We start from the raw sequence: 21,479 nt of genomic DNA, 5'->3' as shown, positions 1-21,479 counted from the left end.
TGTTTTTTTGCCAATTTCTATTCCTGAAAATTCTCATGAATACAAAATTTTTCAGTGTTTAGTAACCTGCAATATAACTTTCTCAATACCATCAATCATTTTGTCTATAGTGAACTTGCCTAAAACATGTTCACGACACCTGTAAGCCAAATGAGAGTTGCAGTCTCTCCAATGAATAATCCGATTCAAAGTATCTGCCAAATCTTGTTGATTGCCAGGTTCAAATAGCAATTGTTGAAATTCTCCTGTCAAAATTTCGGGGATACCCCCAATTCTGCTAGCTACCACAGGAGTTCCACAAGCCATTGATTCAATAATGACTCTGCCAAAAGGTTCTGACCATTGGCTAGGTAGAACTGTGACGTCACTGACTTGATAAAGGGAGACTGTATCTGCTACATGTCCCAAAAAATCCACATTCTTTTCTATACCTAAATCTATTGATAGCTGTTTTAAGGAACGCTTGTATTTTTCGCCTTCTTCAGGATGTTCTTTACCATCAGCAGCAAAGTGAAGTATAGGATTTCCAGCAATCAATAACTTGGCATTAATACCATTTTGTATAAGTAAAGAAAAGGCTGCAATCAGCGTTTCTAATCCTTTATCTTTATCCAGTCTTCCTACATATGAAATTACTCTAATATTTTCAGGAATCTTCCATTTCTTCCTAAGACAGAAGAAGTTTTGTGAAAGCTTAAACTTTTCGGTGTTAGTACCATTATATACAATATCAATTTTATCTTCTTTAATACCACATTCTACCCAATCAAGTTTTGTTTTATTGGATACAGAAATAAATCTCTTTGCATTCTTAAAACCTAGTACCTTTTGATAATTAAAATTGTTACTAAGAGGCGGAATTTGAAAATAACAGACAAAAGGGATATTTTTCAGTAGAGATAAAACATAACCAAAAAAAATGAAATCATAGGCGTTGCAAAAAACAACACTGTTTTTTGTGACTGGCATATTTATGGTACTAAAAATTCCAGATAAGAAATACAATATTTCATTAATTTTATACCGATTAAATTCATAACTATTCACCTTTGCTAAATAATTACAAAATTTCCGATACTCTTCCAGAAGATTTCCTGTTTTTAAATAAATCAGACTAATATCATGTCCGCGCTGAGATAGTCCATTGCATATCTCAAACATGTTCAATTCCTGTCCACCACGGAAAGAAGAAAGTTCGTTTTCTAAACCAATAAAATGCATAAAATTACCAAACTTATTTTCAAATTATTAGCAACTTTTTTTGAACACTAAACTAGATCCATAATTAACTGTTTTGCAGTTTTTGCAGCTACTAGCCAATTTAAACGAGATTGATATTCATGGAATGATGAGCAAGCTAATCTTTTATATTCACTATAATTAGACATGAGATCAGCAATATAAGTAGAGTATTCTTCCACTCTCGAGTTAACTGAAAAAGTTTTTCCGTTGACACCATCTTTGATAATAGTTGGTATCCCGCCAACATTTGTAGCTAAAGAAGGAAGTCCAAAAGAATTTGCTTCACAAAAAACGTGTCCATAGGTTTCTGCTCTGGAAGGTACAATGAGGAAATGGGATGTACAAAATAATTCATTGATTTGCTTAATACCTTCTGTTGTATATTTATTAATAAAACCAAGAAATTTGACATAGTTGGGAAAAGTTTCACTGATTGGAGGTTCGGAACCAACTACTATTAATTCTGTCTTCAAGCCAATTTCATTTAATTCTTTAGCTACCTCCACCGCCGTATCTCCTCCTTTCCTTAACCAGTCAACTCCAATAAATAACAATCTACAATAACGTGTATCTTTAGATTCAACTATATTATGAATATCCTCATAGGTTCTATTACATTCTATATTTGCTCCCCAAGGAACTACTCTCACCTTAGATGGCTGAATTCCATAAATTTTAATAGCATTTTCAGCAGCCCAATCTGATAAAAATATCACTAATTTACTTCTATCTAATGCTGCTTTCTCTAATGCATATACGTGTCTTTTAGATTCATTACAGAAATTACTAAAAATAGAGTAAAAATCAATTAATACTGTCTGAGGTGCGTCTGTCCAAAGAACAATAGGCTGCTTACATTCGAGATATGCTATTGTTTGAGCATTCTCTGGACATAAGACTATATTTGCGGTGGAACTTGATAGCTTTCTAGAGACTTGTTTTGCATAGTCTCTAATCACTGCTGGATCTGCCCAGCAGGCATAAACTTTTTTCAAAAATTTTCTATAAAACTTCCTCTTAAAGCGATTCAGAAATCTATATTCTTGCTTTAATGGCCCTATATAATCAAGTTGTACAGATTGCTTTTCTAAGTGTTGTGCTAAATGATAACCTGCTCCTCGAAGTCCTACTAAACTTTCAGGCCAATCTGAGTGGTTTAAGACATTATAACTAGTAACATATGCTAGATGCATAGACTGAGAAATTCTCCTTAATTTTTTATTTTTGTAATCTTGTCTAGTTTCCTTCACGACAAGAAGACGGTTCATTTTCTAAAACAATCAGATGCATAGATTTGCAGGTTTTTGCAATTTCAGACTGTTCTATCCGAATTAACCCAATTCATGCTGAAGCTGGTGATATTTCCAGAGTTTGCCGCGCTGTGCCAATAACTCTTGATATCCCCCCTCTTCTACAATGCGTCCCTGCTCAAGCACTACGACTTTATCTGCTCGGACAATTGTTGAAAGGCGATGAGCGATCGCAATCACTGTTCGACCAACAGCAAGCTTGTCTAAAGACTCTTGAATTAACCTTTCAGACACAGAGTCTAAAGCACTCGTCGCCTCATCTAAGATCAGAATATCTGGATCACGCAGCAAAGCACGAGCGATCGCTATACGCTGACGTTGTCCTCCAGATAGCCGCACTCCTCGATCTCCAAGCTGGGTATCAAAGCCTTCAGGCAACTGTTGAATAAATTCCAGCGCATGAGCCAATCGAGCTGCTTCCATAATTGCAGCTTCATCTACCTCTTCCATTGCATAGGCAATATTATTGCGGACAGAAGTATTAAAAATGAATGTATCCTGACTGACGACAGCTATCTTGCGGCGCAGCGAGTTAATCTCATACTCTCGCAAATCTACACCATCTATGAGAATTTTACCTCTGGTTGGGTCGTAAAATCGTGGAATTAAATCAGCTAGTGTTGATTTGCCAGCACCAGATGCTCCAACTAGTGCTGTCATTTTTCCCCGTTCGATAGTTAGAGAAATATTATGTAATACCAATTCATTAGCATCGTAGCCAAAATCTACACCTACAAACCTAATGGCTTGCTGCAATCCTGAAAACTGGACTTTACCATTTTGTAAGTAAGTTTTGTTGTCAGTTCTCAACAGCTCCTTAATATTGTTGAATGCTCCCTGAAAATTGTTAAACTGCGCTCTCGCTGAATCGATCGCACGCACATTTGGCGCAACACGCAATAAGACGAATAAAAATGTCAACAGCGAAGCTGATTCCAACAGTCCATTCTGAATGAGAAACCTAAATGCTATTATCAGCATCCCAATAAGCAGTGTGATCGAAACCCCTTCTGAGACAGGTTCTATCAATGACATCGCTGAAACAGATTTGGTCGCACTTTGTAGAAGCTTTGTACTAGCATCATAAAACCGTCTGCGCTCATAGTCTTGCGCTGCAAATGCCTGAACTGTACGGATACCATTGATAAATTCCAGCGCCACTGAAGTATAGCAGCTACCAGCGCTTGTCCTTTCAAAACTAGCCTCCCGTACCCGTCCTAATAATGTTGTCATCCCTACCGATAGCAAACTAAACAGCATCACAGAAATCAGCGTTAGTTGCCACGATAGTAATAACATTGACGCTATATAAACCAATAGAATTGAACTCTTGGTAAAAACAAAAGAAATTACATTAAAAGCTTGTATTAGCTGGTATATCTCAGAAGTTATGCTATTGATTAAATCACCAGAACGCGTCTTAGCAAAATAACTCAGACTTAATGCTTGCAATTGTTCAAAAACTCGTCTACGCAGGCGATCGGCAAGATGCAACTGAGTTTTTTGATTATAAACCTGTCCTAAGTAATTAAAGAGTGAACGTAACCATGTTGTCATGATAATCAGCGCACATATTCGATAGATGCGCTCGGCAGCAGGAGCATTTACTCCCAATATCCAAACATCAAACCAGGTAATACCTGTTTGGATTGGTGGTGCGGTGGGATTGGTCAAACTTTGTAAAAACGACAGAATAAAACCAATACCAAATCCTTCTAAAACTGCTGCTATGAGCAGACATACCAGAGCCAAAATAGCCATCCGAGGAAAGTATTTGAACTCTCGGAAGATGAAATAGTTATCTTGCCAAAAACTCGTAGCTTTTAACAGTCTAGAAATTGGAATTGCCAGTTTAAAATGTATATAATTTCCTACAGCAGTAAATATCATAATTCCTAGTTCCTTGCTGAACTGAATCGGCGTTCTAGTACTTTTTCAACACCATCAATCATTTTGTCTAAACTGAAATTTTTTAACACATGCTCACGGCATCTTTTACCTAATTGGGAGTCATTCTCCCTCCAATTAATTATTTGATTGAGAGTATCTGATAAATCTCGCTCATTTCCTGGCTCAAACAATCCTTTTTGAAACTCTCCTGTCAAAATCTCCGGAATTCCTCCAATGCAGCTAGCTACCACAGGAGTTCCACATGCCATTGATTCTACAATTACCCGTCCAAAAGGTTCTGACCATAGACTAGGTAGAACTGTTACATCACTTACTTGATATAAATTGGTGGTATTAGTTATATGACCTAGAAAGCTGACATAATTGTTTATGCCCAAATCGATTGTTAGCTGTTCTAAGGATTTTTGATATTCCTCATCTTCGTTGATTGGCTTTCCCGCAATTAATAATTGAGTTTTAGCACCACTTTTCAGCAAAATAGCAAATGCTTTAATTAGCGTTTCTAATCCCTTTTCTGGATCTAACCTACCAACATAGGAAATTACTCTGGTATCTTCAAGGATATTCCATTCTTTTCTCCTCAGATAAAAATTATTTGGAGAAGCGTTTATTTCTAGGTTAATTCCGTTATGTACAACCTCAATTCTATCTTCTGGATATCCATTTTTTACCCATTCCTGCTTCGTCTGATTGGAAACAGCAATAAACTGCTTCACACCTTTTAATCCAGTTTGCCACTGCCACCTAATATATGACTCTCTCAAAACCTGTTTGACATTTTTTGTTTCGGTGTGACGAACTAATATCCTATGAGATGGAGGTAAATGCAAATAACATACCAAGGGTATATTTTTTGATAAAGATAAAGCACGAGCAAAAAAAGTATCTTGATACTGATTACTCAGCAATACACTATTTTCAGTGACTGGAATATTGCTATTTAAATTCCAAATATCAGCTATAAAATGAAAACTATATTGGGGTGGATAAATAGTAAATAAATTAGCCTTGATGACATGGCTACAAAACTTTTGATACTGCTCAAGTAAATTCCCTTCTTTCGTATAAACAAGACTAATAGTATGTCCCCTTTGAGCAAGACCACGGCAAACATCAAATAGGACTATTTCTTGTCCACCCCGGCAAGAAGTTGGTTCTAGTTCTAAAACAATCAAGTGCATAATCAAGTTTTGTTATTTAACTAGACCCCCACGGGTTCGCACCCACAACTAGGGGATGAATAATTGAACGTAGACGCGCTCATAGGCTTCGGTGAAGGGTACACAGATGAACACAGATGGACACAGATGGTTTGTAGGTTTGCTGTTAAGTTGATTTCCAATCTTTGATCGCTATTTTCAAGACAGTCAATCATGAACTTTGGTAATAATCAAACATGAAAATAACTCTTTTCTGTTCCCTGTTAAGAGTTAAGAGTTCCCTATTTTTAAAACAGATACTTCATCACGAGTTAACACATTGTTGAATCAATTTGACATATTCTGGGCGCAATTTATCCCAACTAAAACGTTCGTAGACAGTATGATGACGATGACGTCGTTTAGATATATCATGCGATTCTGCTAGAGCTTGAGGTATTAAATTTGCTAAACTACCTGCCAATTCAAAATTAGCGAAATATCCCTCCTTGCCTAATATATAGCGAGGAACTTCATAATCATGAGCTAAACAGGGTAGACCGTGAGACATTGCCTCTAAAAACACTAGACCAAACCCCTCATATAGAGAAGCTAGAACGAAAGCATCTGCAACTTTGTAGTAATCTGCAACCTCATTTTTATCAACAGTTCTAATCTGAAAATTCTCGACACCTAATAAGCTATTGCCAAGCTGAATAATTTCTCGTGCTTCCTCTCCTTGATGACCTAGTAATAAAAGATAAGGACGTGGTTCAGGCAGATGAGCAATTTCGCTAATTACATAATCCATTCGCTTACGAGATTTATTAATAGCTGCCACCGAGAGAATCAATGGTCTTTTTTCAGGTAATCCAAGTTTATGGCGTAAAAGCTCCCGTTCCCTATCACTAAGAATTATCGGTTCAGAGGGTATATGAATTGCATGAGGAATCAAAGTTTGTTTTTCAGCAGCTACTCCTATATCTAAAGCAGATTGAAAATGAGTAGGAGCTACTTGCAGTACACGATCCCAGCGATAAAATATATTTGGTGAACAAGGCCCACCATTACAAAATAAAAACTGATAACTTTGCTTTGTAATAGACCGCCAATGCCATAGTAGAGTACCTAAACTTGGCTCGGTAAAGAAAATAATATCTGGTTTTTTCAAATATAAATGGGGTAGAAAGCTGAGAAAAAATGTGACTTGCTGAGTGAAGTATGGATCTCTTCTCTCTGGTTTTTTAAAAAACTCGCTAATTTTTTGAGCTAGCTTGCCATAATATGGTATATTCCAGACAACAATTTCTTTACTGGATGGCTTGCCATTCCCTTTAAAAAGAGTCACATCTAAAGAGCAATTTTGTGATAATGCATCAAAAAGTTCTTGAGAAAAAGATTCATAACCACGCTGAATATAACCAAGTCCTGAAGAGAGAATAAACACTTTAATCATGATAATTGCTCCTGTCAAAAGCGCAGAGCTGAAAAAAGAGTTATATCAGGCAGCAGTACCTAACATTAGTTGACGCACAGTACGAGTTATTCCTCGCACTCTCTCGTAGCCTTGAAGACCAAACCAGCGCATTGTCGCTATTCTTAAACTCAAGCTTATATAAGTAGATGTGTTGTGTAATTGGGGATAATGCAAAACAGCCTGCTGACGGTAATGCATTGCCTTTTTGTAGTTCTTCTCGTCCTCTATACAACCCCAAGCTGCAAACAAGTTCATCCAGCCATAGCTTTGGTTTCGCAAATACAGCAACTCCAAAGGAGTAGATTCAAAGGCTTTCTCAAAGACTTTGCGTAATTCTGTAATTATCATTTGGCGGTTGCTGGTCATATTGCCAGGGTGACGACGATATAGGGTTAAGGGTTCTTTAACCACTGCGAAAGGATAGCAAGCAGCAATCCGAATCCACATTTCTCTGTCTTCAACGCCCCTAATTTGAGGATCGAATACCCCAACAGTTTCAAAGCAACTACGGCGAACCATTGGTGAACTGCCATTAGAGATCATGTCTTTGACAACAATTTGCTCCCATACATTGCCTTCTATATCGGAAACCCATAATGTACCCATAGGGTTGCCCGACTGATCAATTAAAGCTGTCCAGGTATAAACTAAGCCTGCTGCGGGATTATTTTCCAGACAACGCACTTGCTTTTCTAATTTAGTTGGTTCCCATAAATCGTCCGCGTCCAAGAATGCGATGTATTCTCCTTGCGCTTGAGCAATACCTGTGTTGCGTGCAACAGATACACCCTGATTTGGTTGCGAAATCAACTTTACACGTGGGTCTACTATCCCAGCAGCCCATTCCACAATCTTGTCCGAACTACCATCATTAATAATTAATACTTCAAAATCTGCGAAAGTCTGCCTCAAAACACTCTCTAGAGTTTCTGGCAGATAAGTCATAGCATTATAGGCTGGAATCACAACAGAAACTTTTGTCATGTTTAAACTCCTGAAAAAAAAGAGAATAATATCAGGTAGCAGCACCTAACATCAGGCGTCGCAAAGTCCGGGTCAGTCCTCGTACTTCCTCATAAGTTTGAGATCCAAACCAGCGTATGATTGCTATTGCTAAACTTAGGCGTAGGTAGATGAATGTGTAGCGGATTTGAGGGTAGTGCAAAATCGCTTGCTGACGGTAATTAATAGCGTCTTTGTAGTTATTCTCGTCTAGTAGGGCAGACCAAGCTGCAAAGAAGTTCATCCAGCCGTAACTTTGGTTTCGCAAATACAGCAATTCCAGTGGGGCAGAATGAAAACTTTTCTCGATCACTTGACGCAGTTGATGAACTATTTTTTTGCTGTTTTTAGTTGTATTTCTAGAATGTCTACGATAGAGAGTTAAAGGTTCTTTGACCACTGCAAAGGGATAACGAGCAGCAATGCGCGTCCACATATCTCGGTCTTCACCAATACTAATGTTGGCATCAAATACTCCCACGGATGCAAAACACTCACGGCGGATCATGGGTGAACTGCCTGTAGAAATCATGTCTCTGACAACAATTTGCTTCCATACATTCCCCTCAGCGTGGGAAACAATGGATACACCTGTAGGCTGATCTGATTCATCAATAAAATCCGTCCAGGTATAAACTAAACCTACTGCTGGGTTATCCTCCAAACAACGCACTTGTTTTTCTAACTTGGTTGGTTGCCATAAATCGTCCGCGTCTAAAAATGCAATGTATTCTCCTTGGGCATGGGTAATACCTGTGTTGCGTGCAACAGATACACCCTGGTTTGGTTGCGAAATCAGCCTTACACGTGGATCTGCTATCTGCAACGCCCATTCAACGATATTGTCTGAACTACCATCATTAATGATTAATACTTCAAAGTCTGTGAAAGTCTGCCTCAATACACTCTCTAGAGTTTTTGGCAGATAAGTCATGCTATTGTAGGCTGGGATAATAACAGATACCTTGGGCATATAGTTTAGTTTTTGGTAATTGGTAATTGGTAATTGGTAATTGTTAGTAGTTAGTGGTTAGTTGTTAGTTGTTTACTCCTCACACCCCTCATACTCCCCACACTCCCCACTGCCCCTAATCCCCACTCCCTTGGGGGAGTGGGGGCCGGTGAGTTCCCCACCTCCCCTACTTCATAGACTGAATACGCGGCGACGCAGGATGTAAATAAATGCCATCACTCTGCTGAAGCCGAATGGCCCAAACCATTCCATGATTGCGATCGCTAAACTCAGACGGATGTACTGGCGAGAGTAACGCAACTGAGGATAGTATTTGACGGCTGAGGCCCGAAAATGACGTGCCCACTTGCAGTCTTTGTCATCACTTTGCAGGGCTTTCCAGGCTAGATAGAGGTTGTCACGGGCGTAGCATCGATGTTTTAGATACTGAGCTTCTGGTGGTATTGATTGGAACACTTTCTCAATCACTGGACTCAGACCTTGTTCTATCAATCGCCAGTTTTTAGTTGTATTACCAGCATGTAATCGATAGAAAACCAAAGGTTCTTTGATTACTGCCAATAGATAACGAGAAGCAATACGTACCCATAATTCCCAATCTTCAGCAGAACGTAAATTTTGGTCAAATACCCCTACTGTTTCCAAACAACAGCGACGAACTAAAACTGTGGAAGTTTGGATAGGGTTGTGTTCAACTACTTGCTTCCACGCGTTACCCTCTGCATTTGAGGATATGACTCTACCCGAAGATTTACCTTGCTCATCAATTAAAACTATCCAAGTATGCACCAAGCCGATTGCTGGATTTTCTTCCAGACAACGTACCTGTTTCTCTAATTTAGTTGACTCCCACAAATCGTCAGCATCCAGAAACGCTATATACTCTCCTTGGGCATGGGTAATGCCTGTGTTGCGTGCCGCAGATACACCTTTATTTTCTTGAGAAATCAGTTTCACACGCGGATCTACTATTCCACAAGCCCATGCGAGGATAGGATCTGAACTACCATCATTAACAATTAATACTTCAAAATCTGTGAAAGTCTGCCGTAAAACACTCTCTAGAGTTTCTGGCAGATAAGTCATTGCATTGTATGCCGGAATAATGACAGATACCTTGGGCATATTAAGTAGTTGGGCAAAATTAAATTAATTCATGCAGACAGGGAATAGCAAAACAATGGGTGTCGTTTATTGTATTGAACCGCCAAGGCGCCAAGTGCGCCAAGGTTTTGTAGAAGGTGCCTAAGTCCTGAATTTGAAAATTCAAAGGTGATTTCTTAGCTTTTTAACTGCATTTAAGAATGCTAAATAATCTCCTTTAGCAAGAACAACACCAAGGTTGCGAGCCGCAGATTGACCTTGATTTTCTTGAGAGATTAGTTTCACACGCGGATCTGTAATTTGAGATGCCCATTCAATAATATTATCGGTGCTACCATCGTTGATAATTAATACCTCAAAATCAGTAAAAGTTTGCTTCAGAACACTCTCCAATGTTTTGGGGAGATAGTTCATAGCATTGTAAGCTTGAATGATGACAGAAACTTTAGGCATAATATACTCCTTAATTTAATTAGTTTGTAGCGACAATTTTTTCTTAGATTGCAAAATCATTTCTAGAATCAGATCACGGTAACGCAGCGCGATCGCATCCCAACTAAAGCGTGCGGCATTTTGTTTTGCACGCTCACTCCAACTGCCACTCAAGGCATCTTTAATCGCATGAGCATAAACATCTAGATTGGTGACATCGCAGAGAATCCCACCGTCGCCGATGATATATCGCCGCATTTCATCCTCAGTAGCGACTACAGGTAAACCAGTAGCCATTGCTTCTAGATAGACAAGTCCAAACGGCTCATAGATAGAAGGGAGGGTAAATACATCAACACTGCGATAGATTTCAGGCATTTGCTCAAAGGGAAAGGTGCGAATAGCAAAGCGTTCTGCACTCAAAAGACGCTCACATAGTGACTGAAAATAGGCGCGATCAGGGCCATCTCCACAGATCAGAAGACTAACCTCCCTCAAGCGAGACACAGCTTGAATGGCTAGTTCAACTCGCTTTTGATTCTTACAATTTAACGAGGCGACACACAGGACTATGGGTTTGGGCAAACCTAGATCAATTTGGTTGCCATTAGGGGTAAATTGATTGAGATTTACACCATTGGGAATGATGCTGATTGGTTGTGTTGGTTTGAGAGTACGGGTAAATGCAGCGGTAGCTTCATCGAACACTACCAAATGATCTGGACAAAAGCGAAGATTCCGCTTCAAGCATTGACCATTTTGTAGTAATGAACCATCATCTCCTTTCCCCAATAAGCTATTGTGTTCGGTGAAAAGTATCGGGGTTCCCTGGAGCGATCGCACACAAGCAGCCATAGCTAGCCCACCATAGTCGTTATGGGGAAAGATTAAATCAGCAGGTTTACTTAACAGGCGGAGTAAGCAAGGAAAGAAACTAGTCAGGTGTTCCAGCACAATTTCAGGAGTTGTGAAACCACCCAATAGTGGAGCAATCAGAGGATGATGTACAGCATTAAAAGCATAGGTACGGGGAATACATTTGATGGGGTAGCTAAAAGAGCCACAATTCGCGCCACTCAGCAGTTCTACTTCAAAGTAGCAACTCAGACGGCGTGCAAGCTCGATCGCGAGGATTTCCGCGCCACCACTCCAGTTAACTCCTGCACTCGGATGAACTAAAACAATTCGGTAAGGTTGCTTTTCACGCGGTAGATTTATATGGGTGTTATTATTTCCAATAATTAATTGTTGGCTCATCCTTAAATTACTCCATTAGTAATTAAGTAGAAGTCAGAAGGCAGGAGAGAAAAGTTACTTTCTATAAGTGTTTCACTGGTTGGCATTTTAGGTTTAATTATGTTTAATCTCCCGAATTATTTAGAATGGTTAGTGATCTGGCAACCTAACTTTGAGAGGTTAAATAAAAAACCGCACCAGATACAGAGAACGCAGAGGAAGAGAAACAGAGGAAGTTGCTTTATCTAGCTTGCGTTGACTTGCCAGAGTACTAGATTATGCTAAGTTGTAGCAACTTTAGGCTTGAAAATTGAGAGCAAGGGTTTTTCCAGATACATATAAATAATGTATCCACAAATGATAGATATGATGGCAATGATGACTCCTAAAATATTTAATATCAAAATACTGCTAAAAATATCTGGGAGTAACTTATTCAAGATTTTTGTCACGTTATTAATGAAAAATCCGTGCATTAAAAAGATAGAATATGAAGCGTTACCTATATATATAAGTAGATTAGGAACGTTGATTGTCTTTTTCAACTCTAAGCATGTAGCACCAAGAATAAGTAAAGTTGAAGAAATACCAAATGTCATTACAGGAGATGTTTCTATGAATTTATAGAAATAATTTATGGCTGACAAGGTATACATAAAAGCTCCTAGAGAGATTAAAAGCATTTCCCAGTTAATCTTTGATTTTAATAAAAATTTTAATAAAACATAGGCAGCAAGAAAGCCCATAACAAACTCAAGATTGTAATCTGCAAAAAGATACTGAAGAAATAAATTATTTTCAGGTAATTCAAATACACCAATAAAATGCAAAATTACTCCTAATAACCAAGTGGCAATTATTGGTCTAGCAAGCTTGGGCTTTAATCCAATTAACAACGCAAACAAAATGTAAAATAGAACTTCAAAGGTTAATGTCCAGCTAACTCCCAGAAAACTTGTTGAAAGAATATGTCTGTCTAGAGGAAAGAGGAGAAAAGCTTTGACAAATTCTCCCATACTACGCTGGCTAATATCTGAATCATAAACGAAAAATAATGAAACAGAAATTTTACTCAATAAGATTATCCAATAAAGTGGGTAGATGCGTGTAATTCGTTTGAGTAAAAATGGTTTAAGTCTATTTGGTTTACCAATCTCATATCGATGAACATAAAAAATTATAAAACCGCTTAAGACAAAGAAAAAATCTACGCCAGAGCCTCCAAAGGTAAATATTTTAAATAAAAAATCTTGATTTAGGTTCTGATTAAATATAAGGTCTGTGTGAGCAAAGACTATGAGCATAGCTGCCACCCCTCGAAATACTTGAATAAGATTTAGTCTTTTTTGTGACATAAATTTATCCCCTGCTTCATGCTCAAAATAGTAGACCTAATCAATCCTGAAACCTGAATATTCGTTGGAGTCAAAATTTTAAAAAGAACTTGACTGTGTACCTTTGTAGAGTGTTAACAACTCTTTATCTGACAAAATTTTCTCACTTTTCATTCCCAGAAAATAATATCCAGAAGCAGAATCAAATGTACCAGGCTGATTAATGAGGTAGTAATCAAAATACTTTAACCAAAATAATGTTATTCTGGCGAAAGCTTTAACCAATGCTCTAGTTAACGGCTTGCTAACAAAACTCAAAAGAAAGTATTGATATGACCAGGCTAACGCCATTCCTGGGCCACAAACCGCACCACTATCAATTTCTGCAAATTTACGGAACAGACGTCGGTGTCCTAAATGAGTGAAGCGAGTAAAATCATATTTTCCTAAGTGTACTTGTTGCATAAATGGAGTTTCTGAGTAAACTAAACCATGAGGTTTTAAAACTCGATAAATTTCTTCGACACAACGGTTTGGATCTACTACATGTTCAAGGACAGCTTGTACAACAACACCATCAAATGAACCTCTTTCAAAAGGTAGGTTGTGGGCATCACAGATGACTGATATACGGGAACCAAAAGCCACATCTGTTTCAATTAGTTCAATTTCCGGAACCGATAATAAAGGTTCCATGCCTTTACCCACTACACTGCCGCCAATTACTAAAACCCGAGGATTTTGATTCTGCTCTAGTAGAAGTTCTATAAATTTTTGATAATTTGCTTTTGTTGTGATGTTGAGGTTAATTCCTGGAATCAGATTTATGAGCAATCTTTCTAGCTTAGATTTGGGTTTGAGATGACTATGATTGTAATTGACAAAATCATTAATAGAGAACAAACTAGATATTTCATTGATCAAAATAGGTGTTTCATTAATAACAGGGAAACAAGCTCTGCATTGAGAATTTTTGCATTCTAATTGAGATGGGGTTAATGCCAAGCGAGAATAACAAATTGGACAGCAAAGCAGTTGTTGAATACTTGTTGTTAATTTGAGAGGAAAATTTGTTGTCGCTGTGGTATTCATAAATATATTTTCCGACTAGGGGACTATACACATTAGTTTGGAAATGATGATGAAAGCTGTCCTGAAGGATTAACCGAAACAGTACTTCTCTGGTTCCAATCCCAACCGGCTACTGCCATCAAAGTCATCCAGTAGAAAAAGAGAGTGGTATGACTCCAGATGTTTTCAGTAATCATTGCCACGGGTATAGATAGAAAAAGAGCCAACATAATTGAACACAAGTCACGCTTTGCACTTCCACGAGGTGCTGACTGCATTAACTGAATGATGCGTATACCCTGAACGCCTAAAAAGACAAGAAAAGTTACAAAACCAACAATTCCCCCTTCTACTAAAGCCCGGATGTAATCATTGTGGGCAAGATATCCCTTACCAATTGCTTGGGCACTCGCCAAACCGTAACCAAGAATTGGAAACTGTTGCCAAGCATTGAGAAGTAAATTCCAGTGGGCAAGCCGCCAGTTGAAACTGTTAGTATCACCTTGAGACAATAGAATTGCCCGCCATACATCAATATCTGGGTTTAACAGCGGTGTGTTAGCGATCGAACTCAGGCGTTCTCGTCCAAACTCTGTACTGGCAAATAGTCCGATGATTAGCACCAAAAATATGGCTCCACCAATGAAGTTAGGTATATTTAGTCGAGGAGCAATCAAAACCAGAACAAAAGTAGCAACCATCATCAAACCAAACAGAGCTTTGGTATTCACATACAAAAAAGCCAGTAAACCCAGCAGTAACAACCAGGGCAAATATTGTCTTGATTGCTTTAACTTCCAGTAGGTTAGACCGATAAATAGCAACAAAAAGGTTACAAAACCATTAGAGTGACCAATAGTTCCCTTGATGCGAGAACCATCATCTCCACCAGCCGCGAGGAAGGGAGGTAGGATTGAAGGCACAAATATTTGCAGCAATGCAACTGTGACTGGTATAACCAGAGCCAAGAACAGCCCAGAAATGACTTTCTCAGGAGGAAGTCGCTCCTTTAGCTGCATGACTAGCAGATATACCATCAGCCACGAAAAAAGACGAATCCACTCACGAATGCTTTCTGGCAACAACGAAGCATCTAATCCCAATCCTCCCAGAGGTAGAAGTATCACCCATAGTCCCTGTACTACTACCCAGCCAGCAAAGAACCACCAGAATCCATCGGTATGCACCCTCTGTCCAGTTAGCAACTTCACCGTCACATACATCAAAGTTAGAGCGTCTAGCCCAACTGCAAATGCTGCTGGTAATTGCTGACTAGACCAAGGATCGAGGGTACTACGCAGGATTAATAAACCGATAACAGCTTGCGCAAACCTGGCAAAGAAGAAGATAACTACAGGTACTGACACTAGAAGTAAGTATAAGTACAGGGGTTTAGCACCTGCAATAAATCCTGCAAATATTCCAATTCCTACACCTGACAACCCAATCAAAAGGGACAAAATAGAAGAATGTGCACGTTGATTAGTCAACATCGTTAGTTAGTAGTTTCTAGTATCATTTCTGGATAAAGACCTGGATGATAGGAATCTATATCCATTCAAGGGATAGCGGTAATATTGTTCAGTCTGGTTTGTTATTCCATTGACCACTACTCCTATGATTGGTATTTGATTATGTGTTAATTCTGATACTGCTCTTTTGAGAACTTCCTTAATTGTGAAACCAGGACGTGTAACTAAGAGAATTCCATTACTTTGCCGCCCTAATGTATGTGCATCAGCACAAGCACTAAGAGGAGGAGTGTCTATAATTACACAATCATATTGCCGAGTTGCTTCTGCTAGTAGAGAACTTATAGCATTTGACTCTAGCAACCGTGAGGGATATCCACATAATTCGCCACAAGTTAAGACACAGAGGTTAGCAATATTAGTTTGTTGCACAGTTTCCTCTAGCGATCTTTCTGAGTCAATCACATCCGTAATTCCTGGCTGGGGAGCCAAGTTAAACAATGTGTGGAGGATGGGACGACGCAGGTCTGCATCAATCAGCAGTGTCCGTCGAGATAACATCGCGGAAATCACGGCTAAGTGTGAGGCAACTACAGATTTACCCTCCCCAGTAATGGTGCTACTAACAACAATCGATCGCAACGATTCACGACTACGAAACTCTAGGTTTTTAAACAAGGTACGGTATGGCTCAACCAAGCCGACATGATCTAAAAATCGTACGGATGGCTCCAAAGCGATCGCACGACTTGGTAAACACGGTAATACTCCTAGCAATGGCAACCTCAGTAATTCCTCTGCTTCGGAAGCATCTTTCAAAGTGTGATCCATCAACTCTAGCAACAGGACAATACCTGTGGCTAAAGCAGTCCCGAATAAAGTAGCGATCGCCAATACGCTTCTTTTGTTGGGTAAGGAGGGTTTAGTTGGTGGTTGTGCTGCTTCAATAATCTGGATATTACCAACCAGTTGAGCTTCAGCAATTCGTGCTTCTTCTAGTTTGCTTTGCAGTAACTTCAAAGATTCCGCCGACTCTTCTCGTTGACGTGTGAGTGGAGTCAGCTGTTGCTGTTGAATTGGCAATTGTGCTAGACGAGCCTGGAGGTTAGCCCGATTAGTTTGTACAACTTTTAGCTTGTTTTCCACTGCCAAGCGCTCAACATCATTAATAATCAGTTGAGAGGTCAAGTCTTGACTGATTTGATCGCCTGCAACAGAGCCAGAAGAGATAGATTGATTTCTGGGTGATACGCGGGCTAGTCCTTGTTGATACAAAGCACGTAAACCGTTTCTTTGTCCCAGCAGATTTATGACAGTGGGATGATTATCTGTTAAAGACAAACGAGCTTGAACTAGCTGAGTCTCTATCTCTGCTAACTTATTGCGTAGGGCTTTGAGTTCTTCATCTTGACCACCACGCACAGCTGCATAAGCTTGATTGAGAGCTTTAGCATCGGTGACTTGTTGCAATGAAGCTTCTTTGGAACGCAATTCTTGAAGTTGAGCTGAAAGAGTATTTTCCTGCTCTTCTAAAGTAGCCAAGCTCTCCACTATACTTTTGGTTTGCTCATCAAAGGAGACAATACCGCTACTTTGTCTATATCTGTTTTCCTTCTGCTCAGCTTCCTGTAGCCGCTTGCGGGCATCAGGAACCTTTGTTTCTAAGAATTTGCGGACGTTAGCAGCTTCTTGACGGATAACTTGAGTGTTATCCTCAACCATTGCCTTGGAAACGGCATTGACGACTTTGGTTGCGAGTATAGGGTCTTTGTTGAGATAGCTGACCTCCAAAATGTTGGTAGCGGGAACAATTTTGACTTTCAAGCCTTGAGTAAGCTGATCGACAGTAAGTTCATTTTCTGGTGAACGAAATCCAGACTCAGCCGTAACCTCAGTCAACGCTCTTTGGAGAACCCGTTGCGACTTGATTAATTCTGCTTGATCCGCTAAGGGGTTAGAACCACCAGGTGTATCTGAACTGAGTTGTGTCAGGTCGCGGCCCAATTCTGAAACGCTTACCCTCTTTTGATCAAGCATCAGTCGCGTCGATGTCTGATACTGACGTGGGGTCATCTGAAGGTAGGCGATCGCTCCACCAATGACAGCAGCAAATGTAACTAGGGCAGGTAAAGCACGCCGTTTCAAAATAGATGGTAAAGATGACAAGCCTTTTTCCATAATTTTTTGGGCATCAGGGATCGGAGATAAGGGAAGGGGGACAAGGGAGAATAACCAATGACAAATGACTAACAACCAACAATCAACAACCAACAAACTATTGACTCTTGACCATTGACTCTGGACTATTGACTACTAGTTCAGGTGAGTTCAACAGGGTTGTATATAGTTTTAAGGTTTCTGAGGTAATGCGATCCCAGCCGTAGTGAAGTTGTACATGTCTTTGTGCATTCTCAGCCATTGCAGCCATTTGAGTTGGGTGATGAATTGCCCAATCTAGAGAACCAATACAAGAGTGGAAATTTCCAGCTTCAAAAAGCATTCCCCGTCCCCCACTAATCAATTGCTGGTGGGGTGGGATATTACTTGCCAGGACTGGTATACCTTCGTGCATTGCTTCTAACATTGCTAGAGGTAGTCCCTCTAAATCAGAAGGCAAAACAAATAATCCTGCACCCCGAACAATTTCCCATAGACGAACACCCCTGAGTTCGCCTGCAAATATGATATTGGGATTGCTAGCAATCTTTTCTAACAAGCTTGCGGTAAAGGATTTTGTATCACTAACACCTCCAGCCACAACTAGTTTCCATCCTTTTGGTTTCAAGGCGCTGAAGGCTTCGATTAGTAAGTCAGGACGTTTTTCCGGTACTATTCTGCCCAAAAACAGGATGTAGCGCCCCCTATCAAGGCCTAGCTGTTTTCCGTAGGTGAAATCTGGATCTGAATCACCATACCTGGCTGGGGCATTAGGAATGTAGACTGTCTCTCGACCATAGGTTTGTAAAAAGTAGGATTTCAGCGCATCTGATACCACAATGATTCCGTCAGCAAAACGTACTGCTGCTTTCTCACCCATATGAATTAAGCGAGTGGAAAAACTACCCCACTTGGCGCGTTGCCAATCTAATCCCTGGCAGGTGACTACCACCTTGGCAGTAGTGGTAATTCTAGCTAAACCAGTAAATAGAGATGGGCCAAGAGCATGGAAATGAATAATATCGTATTTTTTTCCAGCAGCAGCGATCGCACTTAATGCTGAGGTCAGAAAAGCATCTACGCCTTTCATTTGCAAACCAGGTAAGGAGATGACTCGAACTCCTTGAAAATCATCATGAACCAGCCAGGGAGCCTGGGTATAGGAACAGCGGGCAAATAAATCTACAGTGTGACCCTGTGCTGTCATGCGGGGATACATTTCTGCACAGTAATGTTCGATACCACCCTGTTTAGGAGGTAGACCTTTTGCACCAATAACGGCAATTTTCATACCAACATACCAATCAGTTGTCCTTGTACTCTCAAGCCTCTTGATATAAGAGTCAAACTATTTTGGATTTTGCGAAAAGTTTGAGCTAGGGCTTGGGACGATCAAAGCTTTTCAAGACAGATTTGCGATTTTTGATTGATCGCACTCACAATGGGCTAGACATGAACTAAAAAAGCATCCAAAATCTCAAATTGGCACGGTCAATTTGATTCGTTCCAGCGTTGCCACATTTGGCTATAAACTTCTTTAATGACAGTCTGTGCAGCATAGGGCTTTGCAGCCTGTACACAAGACTCAGTTGGATAATTCTCTGGATGCAGCAGTACTTTTTGTAAAGCATCTGCTATACCCTTGGGAGTACGTTCTTCACAAACAACTCCAGTATCAGCAGCCAGAATTTTTGGTGTTTCACCACATCTAGTCGTAACTACAGGTGTTCCACTAGCAAGTGCCTCAAGTGCCACTAAAGGTAAACCTTCGTAGGCACTGCTAAGAACAAATGCATTGCTGATACGATGCAACTGTGCCATTTCTGTTTGAGTTACTGCGCCAAGCATGGTTACTTGCCCAGATAAGCCTAATCGCTCAATTTCCGCACGCACAATATTTGTTAACTCCCCATCACCTGCCAAGAGTAAATGAACATTGGCAATGTTCAACGCCGCAAATGCACGTACCAACAAAATCGGGTCTTTCTGTGGGTGTAATCTGCCAGCGAATAGCACAAAACGTGTATCCTCTGCCAACCCTAAATCAGATGCTAGTTTGCATCTTGATGCTTCTCGTTCTTCCTTACTCAATGGATAAAAAATTTCATTGTCAAATGAATTTTTGATGTAAGTTACACGTTCTGCTATTGTTGGGTAGCGCTGTCGGTACAGTTCTGCTGCATCAGTGTTACATGACAAAATGTGATGGAACTGTCCAAGTAAAAATTTTTCCAAGGCAAAATAAGCTGGGGGAAATTTTCGCCACAGTATCGCCTTGTGATCACCCGCAGCCTGCATCTGTGCCCGAATATCATTATGAACAAACAGAGTTTTCTCCCCACACCAATTCAGGGCTGCTAAGGTTGGTTCCAATCTGTGAAAATGCATGAAGTCTGAAGCAAAGCAATGTCCTAGAAGGGCGCTTGTATACTTCAATGTGGTAGGTATAAAACTTCTGACATTGTCATTGTGCAATGTAAATAAAGGCAGGAAACTAATTACCCTACCAGCTAATTCTGCTTCTTGCCATTTACCTACAGGTTGGTTGCTACTGCATCCTGTTCCTACCAAGCGCACCTCAAATTCACTGGGAGCGTACTTGATAAAATTTTTGATCAGTGTCTGAATTCCACCAATAGTGGTATTCCAAGGATTGAATTGATAAAAGATTGTCAGAACAGGCTTACGCATGAGATGCACCCTGCACAATTATTGTGCAATTAATTAGGTGTTTGCAATTCCACAAACCCTCAAGAAATATTGCCTACTTCCATCAGTTCTGTATTTTTTCAAATGTAAAAACATTGATGATTTTTGAATTCCTCCGATAGTGGTATTACGTGTTCAGGATCTATTTTGAAACTTGATAAAATACCTACGCTTAGCCACAAAAGTAGATTTCTCTTGCATAAAAACCGAGCAAGTCTTCTACTTCCCCAAACACGTAAAAATTTTTATGTTTTTTTCATCAATGCTTTATCGCACCTTTAAATAAAAATGTAGTCTTTCTGAACTTAGAATTACACTGAGATCAAGAAAGCTTTACACAATCTTTATATTGATTTGAAGGTGATATATTTTTTTGATAATAAGTATTATTTATTACCAAAAAATTGTTATACTTGATGCATTTTTCTATAAATTGTATCTTTTATGAAGTTTTCGTTAAGTTTGTAATTTAAAAAACTTTATAATGATTTGAAAATTAAGATATGGATTAAGACAGGAATCCTGTTTGATTTTTGAAAAAACGATCTATTTCTCGAAGAGGCTTCTTTCTTATTACAAGAGTGCCTGTTGCCTTGAAGTCATATTTTTCTATAGATATTAATTGTCATAAGTAATGCACATTTAAATTATATGCAAATATAAGCTTTGAAAGCATGAAAAAGAAAGAAAATAGTAATTTATGGCTAAAATTTTGCAAAAATCCCCAAAAGATGTTTGATAAATCTTATTTTGTAATTTTTTTAATAATTAGAAGTTTACTGCATAAAGCTTTACCTAAAACTGAAGTAAGTTCAAGTGTAAAGTGAGCAGTTATGAGCGATCGCTTATCCTAGTCAACTTATGTTTGCGAGTAAACACTCGCAATTTGACAAAAAAGTGTAGTGTATGT

At 39.3% G+C, this 21,479-nt stretch carries 15 protein-coding genes and 1 pseudogene; all 16 read right to left on the bottom strand.

Annotated elements, in window-relative coordinates; genetic code table 11:
- Positions 1-51: 51 nt before the first annotated feature.
- Positions 52-1,221, bottom strand: coding sequence for a glycosyltransferase family 4 protein (locus UYI_RS0121820; protein ID WP_016868804.1), 1,170 nt, complete (start codon positions 1,219-1,221; stop codon positions 52-54).
- 47 nt (positions 1,222-1,268) lie between these two features.
- Positions 1,269-2,435 (bottom strand): glycosyltransferase family 4 protein, encoded by a 1,167-nt coding sequence (locus tag UYI_RS0121815; RefSeq protein WP_016868803.1) that lies wholly within the window; start codon positions 2,433-2,435, stop codon positions 1,269-1,271.
- 138 nt (positions 2,436-2,573) lie between these two features.
- Positions 2,574-4,442: a heterocyst formation ABC transporter subunit HepA gene (gene hepA, locus UYI_RS0121810; protein WP_016868802.1), complete on the bottom strand. Its 1,869-nt coding sequence runs from the start codon at positions 4,440-4,442 to the stop codon at positions 2,574-2,576.
- A 5-nt stretch (positions 4,443-4,447) separates the two neighbouring features.
- Positions 4,448-5,644 (bottom strand): glycosyltransferase family 4 protein, encoded by a 1,197-nt coding sequence (locus UYI_RS0121805; RefSeq protein WP_016868801.1) that lies wholly within the window; start codon positions 5,642-5,644, stop codon positions 4,448-4,450.
- Positions 5,645-5,927: 283 nt separating this feature from the next.
- On the bottom strand, positions 5,928-7,058 hold the full coding sequence (locus tag UYI_RS0121800; RefSeq protein ID WP_016868800.1) for a glycosyltransferase family 4 protein: 1,131 nt from the start codon (positions 7,056-7,058) through the stop codon (positions 5,928-5,930).
- Between the two features lie 45 nt (positions 7,059-7,103).
- Entirely contained in the window at positions 7,104-8,063 is a 960-nt protein-coding gene (locus tag UYI_RS0121795; RefSeq protein WP_016868799.1) for a glycosyltransferase family 2 protein, read from the bottom strand.
- Positions 8,064-8,094: 31 nt separating this feature from the next.
- A complete protein-coding gene (locus UYI_RS0121790) occupies positions 8,095-9,054 on the bottom strand; it encodes a glycosyltransferase family 2 protein (protein ID WP_016868798.1) in 960 nt (319 codons plus the stop codon).
- 171 nt (positions 9,055-9,225) lie between these two features.
- Positions 9,226-10,179, bottom strand: coding sequence for a glycosyltransferase family 2 protein (locus UYI_RS0121785; protein ID WP_016868797.1), 954 nt, complete (start codon positions 10,177-10,179; stop codon positions 9,226-9,228).
- A 168-nt stretch (positions 10,180-10,347) separates the two neighbouring features.
- Positions 10,348-10,611: pseudogene (locus tag UYI_RS0121775) on the bottom strand (glycosyltransferase family 2 protein); the annotation flags it as partial.
- A gap of 15 nt (positions 10,612-10,626) precedes the next feature.
- On the bottom strand, positions 10,627-11,847 hold the full coding sequence (locus UYI_RS0121770; RefSeq protein ID WP_016868795.1) for a glycosyltransferase: 1,221 nt from the start codon (positions 11,845-11,847) through the stop codon (positions 10,627-10,629).
- A 260-nt stretch (positions 11,848-12,107) separates the two neighbouring features.
- Positions 12,108-13,181 (bottom strand): acyltransferase family protein, encoded by a 1,074-nt coding sequence (locus UYI_RS0121765; RefSeq protein WP_016868794.1) that lies wholly within the window; start codon positions 13,179-13,181, stop codon positions 12,108-12,110.
- Positions 13,182-13,259: 78 nt separating this feature from the next.
- Positions 13,260-14,252, bottom strand: coding sequence for a methyltransferase domain-containing protein (locus UYI_RS0121760; protein WP_016868793.1), 993 nt, complete (start codon positions 14,250-14,252; stop codon positions 13,260-13,262).
- A 32-nt stretch (positions 14,253-14,284) separates the two neighbouring features.
- Positions 14,285-15,724, bottom strand: coding sequence for an O-antigen ligase family protein (locus tag UYI_RS0121755; protein ID WP_016868792.1), 1,440 nt, complete (start codon positions 15,722-15,724; stop codon positions 14,285-14,287).
- A 6-nt stretch (positions 15,725-15,730) separates the two neighbouring features.
- A complete protein-coding gene (locus UYI_RS0121750; protein ID WP_026086099.1) occupies positions 15,731-17,881 on the bottom strand; it encodes a GumC family protein in 2,151 nt (716 codons plus the stop codon).
- Between the two features lie 97 nt (positions 17,882-17,978).
- A complete protein-coding gene (locus tag UYI_RS0121745) occupies positions 17,979-19,151 on the bottom strand; it encodes a glycosyltransferase family 4 protein (RefSeq protein ID WP_016868790.1) in 1,173 nt (390 codons plus the stop codon).
- A 200-nt stretch (positions 19,152-19,351) separates the two neighbouring features.
- Positions 19,352-20,551 (bottom strand): glycosyltransferase family 4 protein, encoded by a 1,200-nt coding sequence (locus UYI_RS0121740; RefSeq protein WP_016868789.1) that lies wholly within the window; start codon positions 20,549-20,551, stop codon positions 19,352-19,354.
- Positions 20,552-21,479 lie beyond the last annotated feature (928 nt).

This window comes from Fischerella muscicola PCC 7414 (assembly GCF_000317205.1).
GTDB classification, from domain to species: Bacteria; Cyanobacteriota; Cyanobacteriia; order Cyanobacteriales; family Nostocaceae; genus Fischerella; species Fischerella muscicola.
Note: the sequence above shows the minus strand (reverse complement) of the source record. Positions and strands in the feature narration are given on the sequence as shown.

What these genes read in the sequence shown, in the direction of transcription:
- hepA (WP_016868802.1), bottom strand. Translation starts at nt 4,442, where the DNA reads ATGATATTTACTGCTGTAGGAAATTATATACATTTTAAACTGGCAATT.
- UYI_RS0121795 (WP_016868799.1), bottom strand. Translation starts at nt 8,063, where the DNA reads ATGACAAAAGTTTCTGTTGTGATTCCAGCCTATAATGCTATGACTTAT.
- UYI_RS0121805 (WP_016868801.1), bottom strand. Translation starts at nt 5,644, where the DNA reads ATGCACTTGATTGTTTTAGAACTAGAACCAACTTCTTGCCGGGGTGGA.
- UYI_RS0121790 (WP_016868798.1), bottom strand. Translation starts at nt 9,054, where the DNA reads ATGCCCAAGGTATCTGTTATTATCCCAGCCTACAATAGCATGACTTAT.
- UYI_RS0121820 (WP_016868804.1), bottom strand. Translation starts at nt 1,221, where the DNA reads ATGCATTTTATTGGTTTAGAAAACGAACTTTCTTCTTTCCGTGGTGGA.
- UYI_RS0121750 (WP_026086099.1), bottom strand. Translation starts at nt 17,881, where the DNA reads ATGGAAAAAGGCTTGTCATCTTTACCATCTATTTTGAAACGGCGTGCT.
- UYI_RS0121745 (WP_016868790.1), bottom strand. Translation starts at nt 19,151, where the DNA reads ATGAAAATTGCCGTTATTGGTGCAAAAGGTCTACCTCCTAAACAGGGT.
- UYI_RS0121815 (WP_016868803.1), bottom strand. Translation starts at nt 2,435, where the DNA reads ATGCATCTAGCATATGTTACTAGTTATAATGTCTTAAACCACTCAGAT.
- UYI_RS0121785 (WP_016868797.1), bottom strand. Translation starts at nt 10,179, where the DNA reads ATGCCCAAGGTATCTGTCATTATTCCGGCATACAATGCAATGACTTAT.
- UYI_RS0121770 (WP_016868795.1), bottom strand. Translation starts at nt 11,847, where the DNA reads ATGAGCCAACAATTAATTATTGGAAATAATAACACCCATATAAATCTA.
- UYI_RS0121755 (WP_016868792.1), bottom strand. Translation starts at nt 15,724, where the DNA reads ATGTTGACTAATCAACGTGCACATTCTTCTATTTTGTCCCTTTTGATT.
- UYI_RS0121740 (WP_016868789.1), bottom strand. Translation starts at nt 20,551, where the DNA reads ATGCGTAAGCCTGTTCTGACAATCTTTTATCAATTCAATCCTTGGAAT.
- UYI_RS0121800 (WP_016868800.1), bottom strand. Translation starts at nt 7,058, where the DNA reads ATGATTAAAGTGTTTATTCTCTCTTCAGGACTTGGTTATATTCAGCGT.
- UYI_RS0121760 (WP_016868793.1), bottom strand. Translation starts at nt 14,252, where the DNA reads ATGAATACCACAGCGACAACAAATTTTCCTCTCAAATTAACAACAAGT.
- UYI_RS0121765 (WP_016868794.1), bottom strand. Translation starts at nt 13,181, where the DNA reads ATGTCACAAAAAAGACTAAATCTTATTCAAGTATTTCGAGGGGTGGCA.